The following is an 18011-nucleotide window of genomic DNA, read 5'->3' as shown; positions in this document are numbered from 1 at the left end:
TAGCAACATAGAGCTAAATTTTACTGACAACAAATAGTTACCGTCATTATGCAATATAACATCCCTACGTTGCTCACTCTCTTTCGCGTCGTGCTTATCCCGTTCTTTGTACTCGCGTTTTATCTGCCGTTTGTCTGGGCCCCTTTTGCCTGTGCGCTGATTTTCCTGGTTGCCGCGGTCACCGACTGGTTTGATGGTTATCTGGCGCGCCGCTGGAACCAAAGCACCCGTTTTGGTGCTTTCCTCGATCCGGTGGCCGATAAAGTGATGGTGGCTATTGCCATGGTGCTGGTGGCTGAACATTACCATACCTGGTGGGTGACACTGCCAGCCGCCACCATGATTGGACGCGAGATCATCATCTCTGCACTGCGTGAATGGATGGCTGAACTGGGTAAACGCAGCAGCGTGGCGGTATCCTGGATCGGTAAAGTGAAAACCACCGCGCAAATGGCGGCGCTGGTCTGGATGCTGTGGCGTCCGAACGCCTGGGTAGAGTGGGCGGGAATCGGCCTGCTGTGGGTTGCCGCGGTGCTGACCCTGTGGTCAATGCTGCAATATTTGAACGCGGCGCGCGGAGATTTGCTTGAACAGTGATCGTTTCGCCGTAATTTTCAGCAAACGATCCGGGGATGCAAAAAATAACGTTGACTCATCACGTCATATCAGTAGAATGCAACGCATCGAACGGCGGCACAGTTAGCCGGACGATAATGAAATCAAGTGGTTAGCAGTTAACTTGATGACATGCGGGAATAGCTCAGTTGGTAGAGCACGACCTTGCCAAGGTCGGGGTCGCGAGTTCGAGTCTCGTTTCCCGCTCCAGATTAAAGACATGCGCAATAGCGGGTGTCAGTTTAAAAAGTTTTACGGCGCGTTAGCAAAGCGGTTATGTAGCGGATTGCAAATCCGTCTAGTCCGGTTCGACTCCGGAACGCGCCTCCACTTTCTTCCCGAGCCCGGATGGTGGAATCGGTAGACACAAGGGATTTAAAATCCCTCGGCGTTCGCGCTGTGTGGGTTCAAGTCCCACTCCGGGTACCATGGGAAACAAAGAATAATCAAAGCAATAAGCAGTGTCGTGAAACCACCGAAAGGTGGTTTTTTTGTGTCTGCAAATCCGACATCACACCCCGCCCAAATACGCCTTCCTCACCTCCTGATTCCCCAGTAACTCCTCACCGCTGCCGCTCAGGCGGATCTGCCCGTTAACCATCACGTAGCCGCGGTCAGAAAGCTTCAGCGCGTGGTGCGCGTTCTGCTCCACCAGAAAAATGGTCATCCCGTTGCGGGCCAGTTCGCGCAGCGTCTGAAAGATCTGTTTCACCACAATCGGCGCCAGGCCGAGGCTGGGTTCATCCAGTAACAGGAGTTTAGGGCGGCTCATCAGCGCCCGGGCGATGGCCAGCATCTGCTGTTCCCCGCCGGACATGGTCATCGCGCGCTGTTTACGCCGCTCTTTGAGGCGAGGGAAGAGGTCAAACATGGTGTGCATATCTTCCGTTGCAAACTGGCTGCCAATGGGGATGGTCCCCATCAGCAGGTTCTCCTCCACGGTCATATCGGGAAAAATGCGTCGTCCTTCCGGCGCCTGGGCAATGCCTTCGGAGGCGACATAGTGGGTCGATTTATGGCTAATGTCCTCTCCGCAAAACACGATCTGCCCGCTGCGAATACGCGGCTGGCCGAAGATAGACATCAGTAATGTCGATTTACCCGCGCCGTTAGCGCCTATCAGCGCCACGGTTTCCCCTTTGTTTACTTCAAGGGTTACCTGTTTCAGCGCCTGGATCACGCCGTAAAACACGTCCACCTCGCGAAAGGCCAGCATCGGTTCGCTCATAGATTGACCTCGCTTTCATCGGTGCCCAGATACGCGGCGATCACTTTTTCATCATGCTGGATCTGCTCGGGTTTTCCCCTCGCGATGACGTCTCCATGGTCGAGCACAATGATGTCGTCCGAAATCTCCATCACCATTCCCATATCGTGTTCAATCAACAGTACCGTAATGCCGTGGTGGTCGCGCAGAAAACGGATGATGTTGCTCAGCTTGTGCGTTTCAACCGGGTTGAGCCCGGCGGCGGGTTCATCCAGACAGATCATCTCTGGTCCGGTGCACATGGCGCGTGCGATTTCCAGACGCCGCTGCTGGCCGTAGGACATCTCGCCCGCCAGGCGATTGGCACACTCCACAAGATCCACCACCTCAAGCCAGTAGAAGGCCCTGTCCAGGGCGTCGCTCTCTGCCCGTCGGTAAGCGGGGGTATTGAGGATCCCGGCGAGCAAATGACGGTTAACGCGCATATGCTGTGCGACCAGCAGGTTTTCCACGACCGACATCTCGCGGAACAGACGAATGTTCTGGAAGGTGCGTGCCAGCCCGGCGCGGTTAACCAGATGCGTCCCGCCAAACATCTTATAGAAAAGGCGCTGCCCCAACTGTGCAGGGTGAATCCAGTCGTCCGGCTGGAATTTTTGCCCGAGTACCTGAATGACGTTGGTCGTTCTGTTGCGTGCATTAAACAGAATGTTCCCGCCGGACGCTTTATAGAAGCCGGTCAGGCAGTTAAAGACGGTGGTTTTGCCAGCGCCGTTTGGGCCGATAAGGGCGGTAATTGAACCGCGCTGCACGTCGAGATTGACGTCATTAAGCGCCTTGATCCCGCCAAAATGCATCATCAGGTGCTCTACGCTTAATATCGTTCCGTTCATGGCGCCACGCCCTTACGCACGGCAAACCCGCTACGGTTAATGCGGATCAACCCGCGCGGACGCCAGATCATCATCACCACCATCAGCATGCCAAACAGCAGGACGCGATACTCAGCAAAGCTGCGCAACAGCTCGGGTGTCACGGTGAGCACAAAGGCTGCCAGTACGACTCCGAGCGTGGAGCCCATGCCGCCCAGTACCACGATGGCGAGGATCAGCGCAGATTCAAAAAAGGTGAATGAGGTTGGATTCACAAAACCCTGATAGGTGGCAAAGAACACGCCCGCAATCCCGGCCGTTGACGCGCCCAGCGTAAAGTCCGAAAGCTTAACCAGCACATGGTTGAGGCCCATGGAGCGGCAGGCGATTTCATCTTCCCGCAGGGCTTCCCATGCCCGGCCAATCGGCATTCGTGTCAGACGATGCTTGATATAAAGCACCAGCAGCACCACCAGAAACAGCACCGCGTAAATAAAGATAAACTTCATATTCGGGTTGTACGTCAGATGGAAAAACTCATGAAATGGCACGCCACCTTCTTTGGCGCGTCGACCAAACTCCAGTCCGAAAAACGTAGGCGGCGGCGCTGACACGCCATTAGGCCCGCCGGTGAAGGTTAGCCAGTTGTTCAGCACCAGACGGATAATTTCCCCGAACCCGAGCGTCACAATCGCCAGGTAGTCGCCGTGCATGCGCAGCACCGGGAAGCCGAGCAGGGCACCGGCAGCCGCAGCCATAATTGCCGCCAGCGGCAGCATGCTCCAGAATCCGAGTCCCAGATATTGATACCCCAACGCCAGCCCGTAAGCACCGATGGCGTAGAAGGCGACATACCCCAGATCCAGCAGTCCGGCCAGACCCACGACGATATTCAGGCCGAGGCCGAGCAGGACGTAAATCAGCCCGAGGATAGCAACCGTCAGCAGGTATTTGGTGGCGACAAACGGGAAGCAGATCGCAAGGGCGATCGCCAGAGGAATAACCCAGCGCAGACGGCTTTTGTATTCCGGCGGGCGAACATATACTCCCGCGCTGTCGGCTTCGAACCGCGCCTGAAAACGGGCCCCGGCAGCGGTACTTAAAAAAACGCTCAGCAGAAAACGCCCAACCATCACTGTGCCGACCATCCAGGCCAGGCGCTGTCCGGCAAAGTTAAAGCTATATCCGTCCAGCACCACGCCCGCAATCGGGCCAAAAATAATCAATGCGATCAGCCCGGAAAACATCGCGTCCAGCAGGCAGCGCTTGAGGGAGAAACCGTGTGATGTCATCGTTTTCTCCTTCACACTTTGGCCACGACAGGGCGGCCGAGCAGCCCCTGAGGGCGGAAAATCAGGATCATGACCAGCAGCCCAAACGAGAACACATCTTTGTAGTCCGAGTTCACCATGCCGGAAAACTGAGCTTCGGCCACCCCCAGAATCAACCCGCCGAGCATCGCGCCGGGCAAAGAGCCGATCCCCCCGAGCACCGCGGCGGTAAAGGCTTTGATACCAATCACAAACCCGACGTAGAAATCAAAGGTGCCATAATTCATGGTAATGAGCACCCCGGCCAGACCGGCCATTGCCGCGCCGATGACAAATACCAGAGAAATAATCCTGTCGGTATTTATCCCCAGAATGGAGGCCATTTTTCGATCCTGTTGTACCGCACGACACATGCGTCCCAGCCGGGTATGGCTGATAATCCAGGTGAGCAATAACATCCCGGCGAAGGAGGCGACCAGAATGAATACTTTGGTATAGGTAATCTGCACGAACCCCTCTCCCAGATGCAGACGAATCACGCCATCCAGCATGGTGGGAACCCCTTGCTGACGCGGCCCCTGGCTCAGTTGCGCGTAATTTTGCAGGATAAGCGACATGCCGATGGCGGAGATCAGCGGTGCCAGACGGGTGGAGTTGCGTAGCGGTTTATAGGCAATGCGCTCGATGGTCCAGCCATACACTCCGGTGACCACGATGGTGAATACCAGCGTGCCGAGGATCAGTAGAGGGAACGACTGCAGGCCGAAGAAGGAGAGCAGCGCCAGGCCAATCGCGCAGAGATAGGCAGAGATCATATACACTTCGCCGTGGGCGAAGTTAATCATGCCGATGATGCCGTACACCATCGTATAACCGATGGCGATGAGTCCGTAGACGGAGCCCAGCGTTAAGCCATTAATTAACTGTTGCAGGAAGAATGTACTCATCTTAGCGCGCTCTTTATAACGGCCGCATAAACCGCGCAGCCTGATGTGTTGTTTGCGTCGGCAGGCGGCCCTGCCGACGTTGAGCGTGACTCCGTCCCGTTACGGCACTTCCTTATACTTTCCTTTGTCGTCCCACTGATACACCACGTAGTCAGAGACTTTCAGATCGCCTTTGCTGTCCCAGGCTTTTTTGCCCATCACCGTATCGACGGAATTAGCCTTCAGCCATTCGCTGGCTTTGGCTGAGTCCTTGCCGCCCGTCGCCTTGAATGCCGCGGCGATAGCCTGCACGGAGGCATAGGAGTAGAGGGTGTATCCTTCCGGTTCGAATTTACCGGCGCGGAATTTCTCAATTACCGCTTTACCGTCCGGGATCAGGCGCGGATCTTTACCGAAGGTCATATAAATGCCGTTGGTATATTGCGGTCCTCCCGCCGCGGTCACCATCTCTTCGTTGACAATACAGTCGCCGGAGAAGAATTTTGCCTGCGCGCCCTGTTCACGCATCTGGCGAACCAGCGGGCCGGCTTCAGGGTGACAGCCCCCGAAGAAGACGACGTCCGGTTTTTGCGCCCCAATTTTGGTGACCAGGGCGTTAAAGTCTTTTTCACCACGGGATAACCCTTCGTACATCACGTCCTGCACGCCGCGTTTTGCCAGTGCGGCTTTGGTGGCGTCCGCCAGCCCCTGACCGTAGGTGTCTTTGTCGTGAATGATCACCACCCGTTTGGCTTTCAGCTTGTCGATAATGAAATCGCTGGCGACCTGACCCTGCTGGTCATCGCGGCCGCACATGCGGAACATATCGCTCATGCCGCGCTCGGTAATCTGCGGGTTGGTGGAGCCAGGCGTGATGGCGATGATCCCCGCGTCGCTGTACACCTCAGAGGCGGGCATGGTGGACGAGGAGCAGAAATGACCGACCACCGCGTTGACCTTATCCTGGTCGACTAAACGGTTGGCGACGGCAACGGCCTGCTTGGGCTCGCAGGCATCATCTCCCTGAACCAGCTTAATTTTTTCACCGTTGATCCCGCCTGCGGCGTTAATGTCCTCTGCTGCCTGTGTTGCGCCATGCCAGTACTGATCGCCGTAGGTGGCATTGGGGCCTGTAAATGGCCCGGCCACGCCAATGACAATATCTGCCCGGGCGGAAAATGCCGTCACCAGACAACCGGCCAACACAAGAGAAAGAGGAGTTCTGATTAATTTCAGCGACATTATTGTGTTCCTTAGCAATGAGGTTTTTGCACCACGGTGTAAACCCGAACGCCCGACGGCGCAGCCAATCAAAAACACGAGCGAGAAAAATGATTTTACGAACAAGATACGGTCAGCATCCTGCTTAATACGGCGAGGTTTCCATGCGCAGTGTCGCGTGCTGAAGATTAAGCAAAATCGTTGCCAGAATGGTTAACCTGTTGACGGCGTTGCGACATGTTGAGTATAGAGCGCCGCTGTACGCAGCCTTGCGGGACGCACTGAAATTACAGCGGAGATCACATCTCGTTAACAATAAAGCCCATAAGTTGTGCAAGGGTCACGATTTGCACGTTTTTGCAGCAATAATTCCCGTAACTTCCGCCGGGAAAGGCGTACGATATGTGCTAGGATCCTTTCCTTTTTGATCAGGAGTGTCAGCAATGACTGAAGGCCCATTAAATGAAAGCGAAATGGCGTGGCTGGAAGAGACGTTAATGTCTTACGGTCATGACGATGCGTCCGTGATTGACGTGTCCGAACTGGACGGCATGCTTACGGCAGTGCTTTCCGGCCCCGTGGTTGTCGAGCCAGACACCTGGCTGGTGGCGGTATGGGGCGGCGAGAAATATATCCCGCGCTGGAAAAACGATCGAGAAATGAACCGTTTTATCGATCTCTGCTTTAAGCATATGAACGACATTGCTGAGCGCCTGAGCGAATACCCGGATCAGTTTGAGCCGATGTTTGGTTATAACGACGTGGACGGCCAGAGCTACACCGTTGTGGAAGAGTGGTGTTATGGCTATATGCGCGGCGTGTCGCTGACCGACTGGTCTGCACTGCCAGAAGAGCTGAAAGCGGATCTGGATGTCATCGCGCTTCACGGCTCAGAAGAGAACAGCGAGAAGCTGGACGCGCTGAGCGAAGAGGAGTACATCGCCAGCATTGAGCGTATCCAGCCAGCGGCGCTGCGCTTATACGACTACTGGTCTGCTAACCCACAGCAACCGGAAGCGAAGAAACCGATTGTTAACGGCACAAAGGTCGGGCGTAACGATCCGTGTCCGTGCGGCAGCGGGAAGAAGTTTAAGAGCTGTTGCTTACACTGATAAAAAAGGGGCTGTCGATAGCCCCTTTTTTTTACCCCACTTCCGGCAGCATTCCCGCCGCAATTAAAAATTGCACCAGAATAATGACGACCCCGCAGGCAAACACAATGCACAGCAGCGGCTTTCCACCTGCCACCCTGTATCCTTGCCGGGCATGCTGTTGGCGGCTCTTCCACGCCAGCAGAGAAGGGAGCAGCAGGGCAAGGATGGATAGAGCCACCCCCGCATACCCCAGCGCCATGACAAACCCGCGCGGGTAGAAGAGGGCAAAGGCCAGCGGAGGCAGGAAGGTGATCGCCCCTGTCTGTAAGCGGCCGGTGACGGAATTGCGACGCTGGAACAGATCTGCCAGATAATCGAACAGACCGAGCGCCACGCCCAGGAAGGAGGTGGCCAGCGCCAGATCGGCAAACAGATGCACCGCCAGCTCAACGTGTGGAGAAGTTACCACTTCACGCAGCGCCAGCAAGAAACCGTTCAGACCGGCGTGTTCCGCCATCAAGCCAATAAAGGTGGAGGAGTCGATACTGCCCAGCGTCACCAGTTGCCAGAAAATGTAGGCCATCAGCGGGATGGCGCTACCGATAACAAACACGCGGCGAAGCTTGCGAATATCACCGTTCATGTAGCTGACAATGCTTGGCACACTGCCGTGGAAGCCAAATGAGGTAAAAATGACCGGGATCGCGGAAAGCGCCAGGCCTTTTTCCAGCGGCAGCGTCAGCAGGTTGACCTTATGAACATGCGGTGCCAGCAGAACCAGCATTACAATCAGAAAAAGGATTTTGGCGCTGAATAAAAAACGGTTAAACAGATCGACCAGCGAGGTACCTACACAGACTACGCCGCCGCCGATGAGCGTAAAGAAGATGGCCCCCGTCGCTGGCGTAATGTCAGCACCGAATCCGTCGTTGACGCTGGAAGCGATCAATTCCCCGGCACCACTGATATACGCAGCGGTCAGGGCGTACATCAGAAACATCATGCTAAAGCCGGTCACCCACTGTCCGTAACGGCCCAGATAGCGTGCCGCAAGCGAACCCAGCCCGGTATCGGCGGGGACGTGCTGATAAACCTCAAGCAGCAACAGCGCGGTGTAACACATTAATGCCCAGAGCGTACCCAGCAGCAGTAATGTCATGCCAAATCCGACGCCCGCGGCGGCCAGCGGCATCGCCAGCATTCCTGCGCCAATCGTCGTTCCGGCGACGATAAAAATACTTCCCAGGGTTCTGTTTTTCACGCTTTCCTCTACAACGCTTCACGATCGCGACAAAATCTGCGGCGCAGAGTAAGGGAAAAGCCGTATTTCGTCAAATGACCGTTACAAGAAGTGTAACTTTAACTTTACGATTTTAGCCGGGCGAGGCTCTTCAGGTAACTCTCTGATCCTTCGGAGGTGTAAGGCTACTTCATAAGGACAATAGGATCGCGTGAAAATCAGGCGTAATTTAAACAAAAATTGCAAAACATAAAATAAAATGAGGGTCTGATGGCGGGGGAAAATCCATTCACAGCGGCCTGGAGCCGGGGAGGCAATTTGCTATGTCACGGCCACTGGATCATCAGCTGGCAGAATACGGCGCTGACGTTGCCGGAATCCCGACGTGAAAAGGATATGGGCACATGGGCGATTTATTCGATTATCGATCCTGAGGATGAGACCTTTGCACAGGGGTTAAAAGAGGATGAGTGGATAATCGAAAACGTGGACTGGCTGACGGATTTATTCTTCGACGCCGGGATCCCGCTTGAGGCGGCAAACTACCGGTACTTTTTCCAGGCCGTAAATCCGCATGACTGGCGCTGTACCAGTTGCGCAGGTTGCATGTAAAAAAATACGGCGCTGAAAGTCAGCGCCGTATCGATATTAATTCTGGGTATCAAGCGTAGAGAGTTCTTTATCAATAAAGTAAAGACCTTCACCGGTTTTACCGGCCAGCGATAATTTATCCAGAACCGATTTAAACAGTTTCTCTTCTTCGTGTTGTTCGGCCACATACCACTGCAGGAAATTAAAGGTTGGATAATCCTGGCTGGTCATTGCCGCATGCACCAGTTCGTTAATTTTCTGGGTGATCAGCTGCTCGTGCTCGTAGGTAGCGCGGAAGAGTTCATCAAGTGAGCCATACTCCGCAAACGGTGATGCCACGTTATCAATGCGCGGCAGGCTGCCGGTATCTGTCAGATAATCAAAGAGACGCTGCATGTGGGTCATCTCTTCCTGAGCGTGACGACGCAGGAACGCGGCGGCACCTTCAAAGCTGTGATAGCTGCACCAGGCACTCATCTGCTGGTAGAGCAGGGAGGAAAAAAGCTCAAGATTCATTTGCGCATTGAGCTTGTCGATCATTTCAGTTTTCAGCATGGTGACGCTCCGGTTTATTATTTCTGGTTCACAATGAGCGACACTATAATTTGTTATTGAATTATATGCAAAACGTAAAATAAATATTTGTTTATTTAAAAATACGAATGGGAATAAAACGCATTGGCGATATTTATATTTATAAATGAGAATTATTTATTTTAACGGGCTGCCAGCCAAAACTGGCAGCGCAGATTAATACCACGGATTACTGGTGGCCGGTTTAACAGCATAACCCATGCATTTGTACTGAATGGTCACGCTCTCGTTCAGACACAGTGAGCCGCTAATCAGGGTGCAGGTTTTAATGGGCTGCCCATAGGAAGAGGCGGTGGCATATCCCATGCCCTGGCACGCTTTGGTTGCAGTGCCATTGTTCACATATTCATCAGACCAGGCGTTTTGTAGGGCGGCCTGACCATAGTCAAGGCGGACTATGCCATTTGGCGCATCCAGACTGCTCACCTGTGCCTGGCGGTTGATGCTACATCCCGCGAGCAGCAGGACCGTGCCGACAACGAAGACTCTTTTCATGGTTCGCTCTGAGTGGAGGGAAATACGTTATCGTACCGCTCGCTGTCCGCCGCAATGCCCTGAATAGCCGGACAATCTGCCCTTTCTCTTTGCAACGGGCCGGGCTCAGACCTGTCATCAACAAAAATGTGAGTCCTCTTTGGTTTTTTAAAACAATCTTTCATTTAATTTGAAAGTGCGTTTGTGTGATAGTAGGGTGAAGATGAAAAGGTATCCATGATGGGCTCGCCCGCAACGCATTCAGGAGAGAGACAATGAAAATCGCACTGATGATGGAAAACAGCCAGGCCGCAAAAAATCCAGTGATTCTGAAAGAGTTAAAAACGGTCGCCGATGAAAAAGGGTTCCCGGTGTATAACGTTGGCATGAGCGATGAGAACGACCATCATCTGACCTATATCCATCTGGGGATCATGGCGAGCATTTTGCTCAATGCGAAGGCCGTTGATTTTGTGGTGACTGGGTGTGGAACGGGCCAGGGGGCGTTGATGTCGCTGAACATCCACCCGGGCGTGATCTGCGGTTACTGTATCGACCCTGCAGATGCGTTTCTCTTCGCCCAGATTAACAACGGTAACGCGCTTGCCCTGCCGTTTGCCAAAGGCTTCGGCTGGGGCGCAGAGTTGAACGTTCGCTTTATCTTCGAAAAAGCGTTCACCGGCCGCAAGGGAGAAGGTTATCCGCCAGAGCGCAAAGAGCCTCAGGTACGTAATGCGGGGATCCTGAATCAGGTGAAAGCGGCTGTGGTCAAAGAGAACTATCTGGACACGCTGCGGGCAATCGATCCTGAGCTGGTAAAAACCGCCGTTTCCGGCCAGCGCTTCCAGCAGTGCTTCTTTGAAAACTGTCAGGACAAAGAGATCGAGGCTTTCGTGCGCGAGATTGTCGGCTAACACGCGTAGTTGAATACAGAAAAAATTGTGATGTGAGTCACAAAAATATTGATTTTTGTGATAGTGGTCATATTATAGGCACATTGACGATAAAGTTGTATAACAAGTTAATGGAGCATCACAATGAAACTGCGCAAAATCCTCAAAAGCATGTGGGCTAACTACTGCAACACCTTCAAAGACGTGCCGCCTGGCGCGATGTTCTGATAAAAAAACCTGCTTCGGCAGGTTTTTTTATGCCTGCAACCACCAGAAGGGAGATGAAAGGGGGCGTGTTTTGTTACTATGGCGGCCTTTGAATAAGGAGAAACCCCATGTCTCAAAACCTGAGCGCCGATCAGGAACTGGTATCTGATGTTGTCGCATGCCAGCTGGTCATCAAACAGATCCTTGATGTCTTAGATGTTATCGCGCCGGTGGAAGTGCGCGAGAAAATGTCTACCCAGCTGAAAAACATCGATTTTTCCAGCCATCCCGCTGCGGCTGACCCGGTTACGCTTCGGGCGATCCAGAAAGCCATCGCGCTGATTGAGCTGAGATTCACGCCGCAGAGTGAATCTCACTGATAGCGCGCAACGTGAGAAGGGCGACAGTGCCTGTCGCCCGAAAGCGTTTAAAAGAAGGTCTGTACCAGCAGATAACTCGCCGCGCAAGCACAGCTCACGCCAATTATCCCCGGCAGGATAAAGCTGTGGTTGATAATAAATTTGCCGATACGGGTTGTCCCTGAACGGTCAAACCCGATGCAGGCCAAATCGCTTGGGTAGGTAGGCAGAACAAAATAGCCATACGACGCCGGGAAGAAAGCGATCAGCATTTTCGGATCGATACCCAGCATTAACCCCATCGGCGCCACGGCCGTCAACGCTGCCGCCTGGCTGTTCACCAGTTTAGAGACCAGGAAAAGCACGATGGCGTAGGTCCACGGATGGCTTTTCACGACCCCTTCCAACGCCAGTTTTAGCTCGTCGAGATGCGCCTGGAAAAAGGTATCACTCATCCACGCGACGCCGAACACCGAGAAAATCGCCACCATTCCGGCTTTAAAGACCGCGCCGTTAGAAATGGTCGCTGCATTGACCTTGCAGGTGACCAGCATCACCGCACCCGCAATGAGCATCATCATCTGAATGACAAGGTTCATCGACAGCGCCGTCATTTTGCCTTTCACCTCAAACGCCGGACGCAGGTCAGGCAATGCCCCGAGCAGCACCACCACCGCGATCCCGGCGAAGAAAATCCACGTTGACCAGTAGGCCTGTTTCGGAAAACGTTGGTTCATCAACGTCTCGGTTCCGCCGTAGATAAACTCGCGCTGTTTTGGATCTTTCAGCTTTTCCTGGAATTCCATGTCATCGGCTAAATCTTTCCCGCGGCGTAAACTCCACAGGGCGGCAATGGTCACACCGAACAGCGAGGCGGGAACCGACACGGCGAGAATTTCAAGGATCCCCCACGCGTGTCCAATGCCGTGCTGGGCGGCCAGAATGGAAATCAGCGACACCACGGCAACGGAGACCGGGGAGGCGGTGATCGCCATTTGCGATGCCACCGACGCCACGGCCATCGGACGTTCCGGGCGGATCCCTTTTTTCAGGGCGATATCGGCAATAATCGGGAACATGGTGTACACCACATGGCCGGTACCGCAGAGAAAGGTCAGCATCCAGGTGGTAAAGGGGGCGAGGAGGGTGATGTGCTGAGGATGCTTGCGCAGCAGGCGCTCGGCAAATTGCATCATCACATTCAGCCCGCCTGCCGTCTGCAGGGTGGCCGCACACCCGATCACAGCGAGGATAGTCAGCATCACATCAACCGGCGGTTTACCGGGCTGCAGACCAAAGATAAACGTCAAAATAAACAGACCGATACCGCTTATCAGCCCCAGTCCCATCCCGCCAAAACGCGTGCCTGTCAGCAGGCACAGGAGGATGACAATAAACTCAATGGTGATCATGATGCTCCCTCGTCATTAATTATGTAATTAAATAAATCATTACATGTTGTAGGGATAATCATTGAGAGCGAGATCTGATTTGTTAAATCTTTTAAAAAGCAGGAGGTTGGCTGTGAAAAAGAGGCCCACTCCCGAACGGGAGCAGGCGAAAAGCTTAGTGGTGCTGCACTGTCACCAGATCGAGCAGGTGACGGTCGGTCTGTTCCGGGCATAACCCGGACTGTTGCGCGTTGCGGAGCTCATCCGCCAGTGCTTTAAGCAAAATGCCGTCCTGCTGCTGCTCTTTGTCCATATCGCGCAGGAACTGCAGTGTTGCGCTGTCATGCTGTGCTCTGGCTTCATCCGCCAGTTTATTTAGCGTGGCGCAGCGTTGCTCATACTCTTCAAGTGTTTTCCTGAATAACTCCTCCAGCGAGGAGTAGTGCCCATTAATTGCATCCGGGGCTTTGACGATAGGATTTGCCCCTGCGCCTTTCAAAAAGTTAAAGACGCGCATCATATGGGTGACGTTACTTTGTGCCTGGGTACGAAAAAAAGTGGCGGTACCGTTGAGACGGTTCTCAGAACACCACTCGCTCAAATGGAGGTGCAGATTCGACGCATAGAACTCCAGGTTCATCTGCGCATTGAGTTTTTGCATCATCGTTTGGGTAGTCATACCAATATCCTTATAGACTGTTAGTGTGATGTCCGTAACAAAACCTGAACGGGCAGGTTAAGACGAGTAAGTGGCAGAAAAGCATTTCTGCAGTGACAAAAGTCGACCGAATAATCACTTCCTGTGTTCGATATAAATTAGCATACCCCTGCTCGGTGTTTAAGAAAACTCTTAATTGGTGCGTTTTACCATACATTACAAAATTTAATATAGTACAAAAATAACAACATGTTGTTATAAAATAAGATTTATCTAATGCTTTGAAATTACTGGTTTTACCTATTTTAATATCGCTATTTACCCACTGGGAATAGTGAGTCGGAATAATGCTCTGAGAAATAGTTAATTCAGGATTAACTATTTCAAATATATGATGCGCCGACTAAATTGCGCTAAATCAATTTTCGCAGAATAACGCCATAAAATATATTTTGCGGCAACGCCAGTCCTACACAGTTCCCGATGATGGTAACGCCGTACCGCGATCGCGCCCGGAGCGCGGGGGTTTGGGTATCAGGGATTTCTTAGCTGATCTTATGGATAATTCTGCTTATCTCGGTTTCATTTGTCCGACAAATACTGCCGTTTTTATGTCATTTTTCGCTGAATTTATGTACGCAATTACTGTAATTCTGCGGTGTGATGGCGCTCTCTTATGGATGATTAATTTCCCGCTAAAACTATCACCAGCACTAACGCTTATGACGAGGTAAGCGCTAATGCCTTGTTTTAAGTCCGATTAAATAAGAAGTACGCAAATATTCCCTACAGAAAAGAACGCTAATGCTGGAGTTTACCATGCACAAATTTACTAAAGCGCTGGCGGCCATCGGTCTGGCTGCCGTTATGTCACAATCCGCTATCGCTGAGAATTTAAAACTCGGTTTTTTGGTAAAACAGCCGGAAGAACCCTGGTTCCAGACCGAATGGAAATTCGCCGATAAGGCCGGGAAAGATTTAGGTTTTGAAGTCATTAAAATCGCCGTGCCTGACGGTGAAAAAACGCTGAACGCTATCGACAGCCTGGCGGCCAGTGGGGCGAAAGGGTTCGTTATCTGTACGCCGGATCCCAAACTGGGCTCTGCGATTGCAGCCAAAGCGCGCGGTTACGACATGAAGGTTATTGCGGTTGACGATCAGTTCGTCAACGCCAAGGGCAAACCGATGGACAGCGTGCCGCTGGTGATGATGGCGGCCACCAAAATTGGCGAACGTCAGGGCCAGGAACTCTATAAAGAGATGCAGAAACGCGGCTGGGATGTGAAAGATACCGCCGTGATGGCTATCACCGCCGACGAGCTGGACACCGCCCGCCGTCGTACCACCGGGTCAATGGATGCGCTGAAAGCGGCCGGCTTCCCGGAAAAACAGATCTATAAAGTGCCGACAAAATCCAACGACATTCCGGGGGCCTTCGACGCCGCCAACTCCATGCTGGTTCAACATCCAGAGGTGAAGCACTGGCTGGTGGTCGGCATGAACGATAACACCGTCCTGGGCGGCGTACGCGCAACGGAAGGTCAGGGCTTCAAAGCGCCTGATGTGATCGGTATCGGCATCAACGGTGTTGACGCGGTGAGTGAGCTCTCTAAAGCGCAGGCGACGGGCTTCTACGGCTCACTGCTGCCAAGCCCGGACGTACACGGCTATAAATCCAGCGAAATGCTCTACAACTGGGTCACCAAAGGGGTGGAACCGCCGAAGTTTACTGAAGTGACCGACGTGGTGCTGATCACCCGCGACAACTTCAAAGAGGAGCTGGCGAAAAAAGGACTGGGCGGTAAGTAATACGCGGTGATTGTGCCCCTCGCGAACCGCGAGGGGCCAGACGTACACACTACAGGAATCACGGAGACGTTATGCGACAGTCTGATCCGTATCTCTCTTTTCGCGGTATCGGGAAAACCTTTCCCGGTGTTAACGCGCTGACCGATATCAGCTTCGACTGCTATGCCGGTCAGGTTCACGCCCTGATGGGCGAAAATGGCGCCGGAAAATCCACGCTGTTGAAAATCCTCAGCGGCAACTACACGCCAACCACCGGCACGCTGGCCATTCGCGGCGAAGAGGTGGCGTTTGCTGATACCACCGCTGCGCTCAACGCCGGGGTGGCCATCATCTATCAGGAACTGCATTTGATCCCTGAGATGACGGTGGCGGAAAACATCTATTTAGGCCAGCTCCCGCACAAAAGCGGCGTGGTAAACCGTTCGCTACTTAATTACGAAGCGGGGCTGCAGCTGAAACATCTGGGTCTGGATGTCGATCCCCAGACACCACTGAAGTATCTCTCCATCGGCCAGTGGCAGATGGTAGAAATTGCCAAGGCGCTGGCGCGTAACGCCAAGATCATTGCCTTCGACGAACCGACAAGCTCGCTTTCCGCGCGTGAAATCGAAAACCTGTTCCGGGTGATCCGCGAGCTGCGTAAAGAAGGCCGCATTATTTTGTATGTTTCGCACCGTATGGAAGAGATTTTTGCCTTAAGCGATGCCATCACCGTCTTTAAAGATGGCCGCTACGTGCGCACCTTTACCGATATGGAGCAGGTCAATCATGACCAGCTCGTTCAGGCGATGGTTGGCCGCGAGCTGGGAGATATCTATCACTGGCAGCCGCGCAAATACGGCCCTGAGCGCCTGAAGCTGGAAAACGTTAAAGCGCCGGGCGTGCGAACGCCGATCTCGCTCTCGGTGCGCAGCGGGGAGATTGTCGGGCTGTTTGGTCTGGTGGGCGCAGGGCGTAGCGAGTTAATGAAAGGCCTGTTTGGCGGTACGCGCATCACCGAAGGGCAGGTATCCATTGACGGGCAGCGGGTCGATATCCAGAAGCCCGCACATGCCATCCAGGCCGGAATGATGCTCTGCCCGGAAGACCGCAAAGCGGAGGGCATTATTCCGGTGCACTCGGTACGTGACAACATCAATATTTCCGCGCGGCGGAAGTTTATTCGCGCCGGTTGCCTGATCAACGACGGCTGGGAGGAGAGCAACGCCGACCACCATATCCGTTCGCTGAACATCAAAACCCCGGGCCCGGAACAGCTGATCATGAATCTCTCCGGCGGTAACCAGCAGAAGGCGATTTTAGGCCGCTGGCTGTCGGAGGATATGAAGGTCATTTTGCTGGATGAGCCAACGCGCGGCATCGATGTGGGGGCGAAACACGAAATTTATAACGTGATCTATGAGCTGGCAAAACGCGGTGTGGCGGTGTTGTTCGCCTCCAGCGATCTGCCTGAGGTACTCGGCGTGGCCGACCGCATTGTTGTGATGCGTGAGGGCGAAATCGCCGGTGAATTGCTTCATGAACAGGCGAATGAACAACAGGCGTTGAGTCTCGCCATGCCGAAAGTTAGCCAGGCTGTCGCCTGAGTAAGGAGTTAATGATGTCCTCTGTTACTACATCCGGAGCGCCGAAATCGAAATCGGCCTTCAGTTTTGGCCGCATCTGGGATCAGTACGGCATGCTGGTGGTCTTTGCCGCACTCTTTGTCGCCTGCGCGATCTTTGTGCCCAACTTTGCCACCTTCATTAATATGAAAGGGCTGGGGCTGGCCATTTCCATGTCCGGTATGGTGGCCTGCGGGATGCTGTTCTGTCTGGCCTCGGGCGATTTCGACCTGTCAGTGGCCTCCGTCATTGCCTGCGCTGGCGTCACCACGGCGGTGGTAATCAACATGACCGAAAGCCTGTGGATTGGCGTGCTGGCGGGTCTGCTGCTGGGCGTTATCAGCGGTCTGGTTAACGGGTTTGTGATTGCCCGCCTGAAGATTAACGCCCTGATCACCACGCTTGCGACCATGCAGATTGTGCGCGGTCTGGCCTATATCATCTCCGACGGTAAAGCGGTGGGGATTGAAGACGAGCGCTTCTTCACCCTGGGCTATGCGAACTGGCTGGGTTTGCCTGCGCCAATCTGGCTGACGGTGGCCTGTCTGATCCTGTTCGGCTTCCTGCTTAACCGCACCACGTTTGGCCGAAATACCCTGGCGATCGGCGGTAATGAGGAAGCGGCGCGACTGGCGGGTGTACCGGTGGTGCGCACTAAGATCATTATCTTTGTGCTCTCCGGTCTGGTCTCGGCGGCAGCGGGGATTATTCTGGCATCGCGCATGACCAGCGGCCAGCCTATGACCTCCATTGGGTACGAGCTGATCGTCATTTCAGCCTGCGTGTTGGGCGGGGTTTCGCTGAAAGGTGGCATCGGAAAAATCTCATATGTAGTGGCCGGTATCCTCATTTTGGGGACGGTAGAGAACGCCATGAACCTGCTGAATATTTCGCCGTTCTCCCAGTATGTGGTTCGTGGCCTGATCCTGCTCGCAGCCGTGATTTTCGACCGTTACAAGCAAAAAGCGAAGCGTACCGTGTAACG

19 protein-coding genes and 3 tRNA genes are annotated in these 18011 nt (G+C 53.6%); 12 read left to right on the top strand and 10 right to left on the bottom strand.

Annotated elements, in window-relative coordinates; translation table 11 throughout:
• The first annotated feature begins 48 nt into the window (after positions 1-48).
• From pgsA to AX755_RS16920, 4 genes are all read left to right on the top strand, one after another.
• Positions 49-597, top strand: a complete 549-nt coding sequence (gene pgsA, locus AX755_RS16935) for a CDP-diacylglycerol--glycerol-3-phosphate 3-phosphatidyltransferase (RefSeq protein WP_013096028.1) — start codon at positions 49-51, stop codon at positions 595-597.
• Between the two features lie 152 nt (positions 598-749).
• Positions 750-825: transfer RNA gene (locus AX755_RS16930), tRNA-Gly, on the top strand.
• Between the two features lie 46 nt (positions 826-871).
• A tRNA-Cys gene (locus AX755_RS16925) sits at positions 872-945 on the top strand.
• Positions 946-957: 12 nt separating this feature from the next.
• A tRNA-Leu gene (locus tag AX755_RS16920) sits at positions 958-1044 on the top strand.
• 82 nt (positions 1045-1126) lie between these two features.
• Here the strand turns inward: AX755_RS16920 and AX755_RS16915 are convergent.
• The 5 genes from AX755_RS16915 to AX755_RS16895 all read right to left on the bottom strand — a co-directional run bounded on the left by AX755_RS16915 (position 1127) and on the right by AX755_RS16895 (position 6133).
• Positions 1127-1843, bottom strand: coding sequence for an ABC transporter ATP-binding protein (locus AX755_RS16915; RefSeq protein WP_013096030.1), 717 nt, complete (start codon positions 1841-1843; stop codon positions 1127-1129).
• Positions 1840-2715, bottom strand: a complete 876-nt coding sequence (locus tag AX755_RS16910) for an ABC transporter ATP-binding protein (RefSeq protein ID WP_062857126.1) — start codon at positions 2713-2715, stop codon at positions 1840-1842. Before AX755_RS16910 ends, AX755_RS16915 begins: the two co-directional genes overlap by 4 nt.
• Positions 2712-3986 carry a high-affinity branched-chain amino acid ABC transporter permease LivM gene (livM, locus tag AX755_RS16905; RefSeq protein WP_062857125.1) on the bottom strand — a complete coding sequence of 425 codons (1275 nt, stop codon included), beginning with the start codon at positions 3984-3986 and terminating at the stop codon, positions 2712-2714. Before livM ends, AX755_RS16910 begins: the two co-directional genes overlap by 4 nt.
• A gap of 11 nt (positions 3987-3997) precedes the next feature.
• Positions 3998-4912 (bottom strand): ABC transporter permease subunit, encoded by a 915-nt coding sequence (locus AX755_RS16900; RefSeq protein WP_020687620.1) that lies wholly within the window; start codon positions 4910-4912, stop codon positions 3998-4000.
• Between the two features lie 99 nt (positions 4913-5011).
• Positions 5012-6133, bottom strand: a complete 1122-nt coding sequence (locus AX755_RS16895) for a branched-chain amino acid ABC transporter substrate-binding protein (RefSeq protein WP_062857124.1) — start codon at positions 6131-6133, stop codon at positions 5012-5014.
• 422 nt (positions 6134-6555) lie between these two features.
• Here AX755_RS16895 and AX755_RS16890 point away from each other — a divergent pair, with 422 nt between their 5' ends.
• On the top strand, positions 6556-7224 hold the full coding sequence (locus AX755_RS16890; RefSeq protein WP_013096035.1) for a YecA/YgfB family protein: 669 nt from the start codon (positions 6556-6558) through the stop codon (positions 7222-7224).
• A 31-nt stretch (positions 7225-7255) separates the two neighbouring features.
• On the opposite strand, the gene tyrP is transcribed toward AX755_RS16890, so the two are convergent.
• Positions 7256-8467, bottom strand: coding sequence for a tyrosine transporter TyrP (gene tyrP / locus AX755_RS16885; RefSeq protein WP_062857123.1), 1212 nt, complete (start codon positions 8465-8467; stop codon positions 7256-7258).
• 249 nt (positions 8468-8716) lie between these two features.
• On the opposite strand from tyrP, the gene AX755_RS16880 reads away from it, so the two are divergent.
• Positions 8717-9058 (top strand): hypothetical protein, encoded by a 342-nt coding sequence (locus AX755_RS16880; RefSeq protein WP_013096037.1) that lies wholly within the window; start codon positions 8717-8719, stop codon positions 9056-9058.
• A 36-nt stretch (positions 9059-9094) separates the two neighbouring features.
• Here the strand turns inward: AX755_RS16880 and ftnA are convergent, their stop codons facing one another.
• Together ftnA and yecR are read right to left on the bottom strand one after the other, a co-directional pair.
• Entirely contained in the window at positions 9095-9592 is a 498-nt protein-coding gene (ftnA, locus tag AX755_RS16875) for a non-heme ferritin (protein WP_013096038.1), read from the bottom strand.
• Between the two features lie 195 nt (positions 9593-9787).
• Entirely contained in the window at positions 9788-10126 is a 339-nt protein-coding gene (gene yecR, locus AX755_RS16870; RefSeq protein WP_013096039.1) for a YecR family lipoprotein, read from the bottom strand.
• Positions 10127-10380: 254 nt separating this feature from the next.
• Between yecR and AX755_RS16865 the strand changes: the two genes are divergently transcribed.
• The 3 genes from AX755_RS16865 (at position 10381) to AX755_RS16860 (ending at position 11585) form a co-directional block, all read left to right on the top strand.
• Entirely contained in the window at positions 10381-11019 is a 639-nt protein-coding gene (locus tag AX755_RS16865; RefSeq protein ID WP_013096040.1) for an RpiB/LacA/LacB family sugar-phosphate isomerase, read from the top strand.
• A gap of 123 nt (positions 11020-11142) precedes the next feature.
• Positions 11143-11226 carry a stress response protein AzuC gene (gene azuC / locus AX755_RS25375; protein WP_014832437.1) on the top strand — a complete coding sequence of 28 codons (84 nt, stop codon included), beginning with the start codon at positions 11143-11145 and terminating at the stop codon, positions 11224-11226.
• 107 nt (positions 11227-11333) lie between these two features.
• Complete coding sequence (locus tag AX755_RS16860; RefSeq protein WP_023620128.1) at positions 11334-11585, top strand: DUF2766 family protein; 252 nt, start codon at positions 11334-11336, stop codon at positions 11583-11585.
• Between the two features lie 47 nt (positions 11586-11632).
• Here the strand turns inward: AX755_RS16860 and AX755_RS16855 are convergent, their stop codons facing one another.
• Positions 11633-12976, bottom strand: coding sequence for an anaerobic C4-dicarboxylate transporter (locus tag AX755_RS16855; RefSeq protein WP_038419950.1), 1344 nt, complete (start codon positions 12974-12976; stop codon positions 11633-11635).
• A gap of 154 nt (positions 12977-13130) precedes the next feature.
• The gene (locus tag AX755_RS16850) at positions 13131-13634 is read right to left on the bottom strand and encodes a non-heme ferritin-like protein (RefSeq protein WP_020687625.1); all 504 of its coding nucleotides are present in this window, start codon (positions 13632-13634) and stop codon (positions 13131-13133) included.
• Between the two features lie 798 nt (positions 13635-14432).
• On the opposite strand from AX755_RS16850, the gene araF reads away from it, so the two are divergent.
• The 3 genes from araF (at position 14433) to araH (ending at position 18009) form a co-directional block, all read left to right on the top strand.
• The gene (gene araF, locus AX755_RS16845) at positions 14433-15422 is read left to right on the top strand and encodes an arabinose ABC transporter substrate-binding protein AraF (protein ID WP_028027935.1); all 990 of its coding nucleotides are present in this window, start codon (positions 14433-14435) and stop codon (positions 15420-15422) included.
• 71 nt (positions 15423-15493) lie between these two features.
• The gene (gene araG / locus AX755_RS16840) at positions 15494-17008 is read left to right on the top strand and encodes an L-arabinose ABC transporter ATP-binding protein AraG (protein WP_062857122.1); all 1515 of its coding nucleotides are present in this window, start codon (positions 15494-15496) and stop codon (positions 17006-17008) included.
• A gap of 14 nt (positions 17009-17022) precedes the next feature.
• Positions 17023-18009, top strand: a complete 987-nt coding sequence (gene araH, locus AX755_RS16835; protein ID WP_013096046.1) for an L-arabinose ABC transporter permease AraH — start codon at positions 17023-17025, stop codon at positions 18007-18009.
• The last annotated feature ends 2 nt before the right edge of the window (positions 18010-18011 follow it).

It is taken from the genome of Enterobacter sp. SENG-6 (assembly GCF_001605945.1).
Taxonomy (GTDB): Bacteria; Pseudomonadota; Gammaproteobacteria; order Enterobacterales; family Enterobacteriaceae; genus Enterobacter; species Enterobacter cloacae.
The sequence above is the reverse complement of the archived record's forward strand: the minus strand, read 5'-3'. Positions and strand labels throughout refer to the sequence as shown.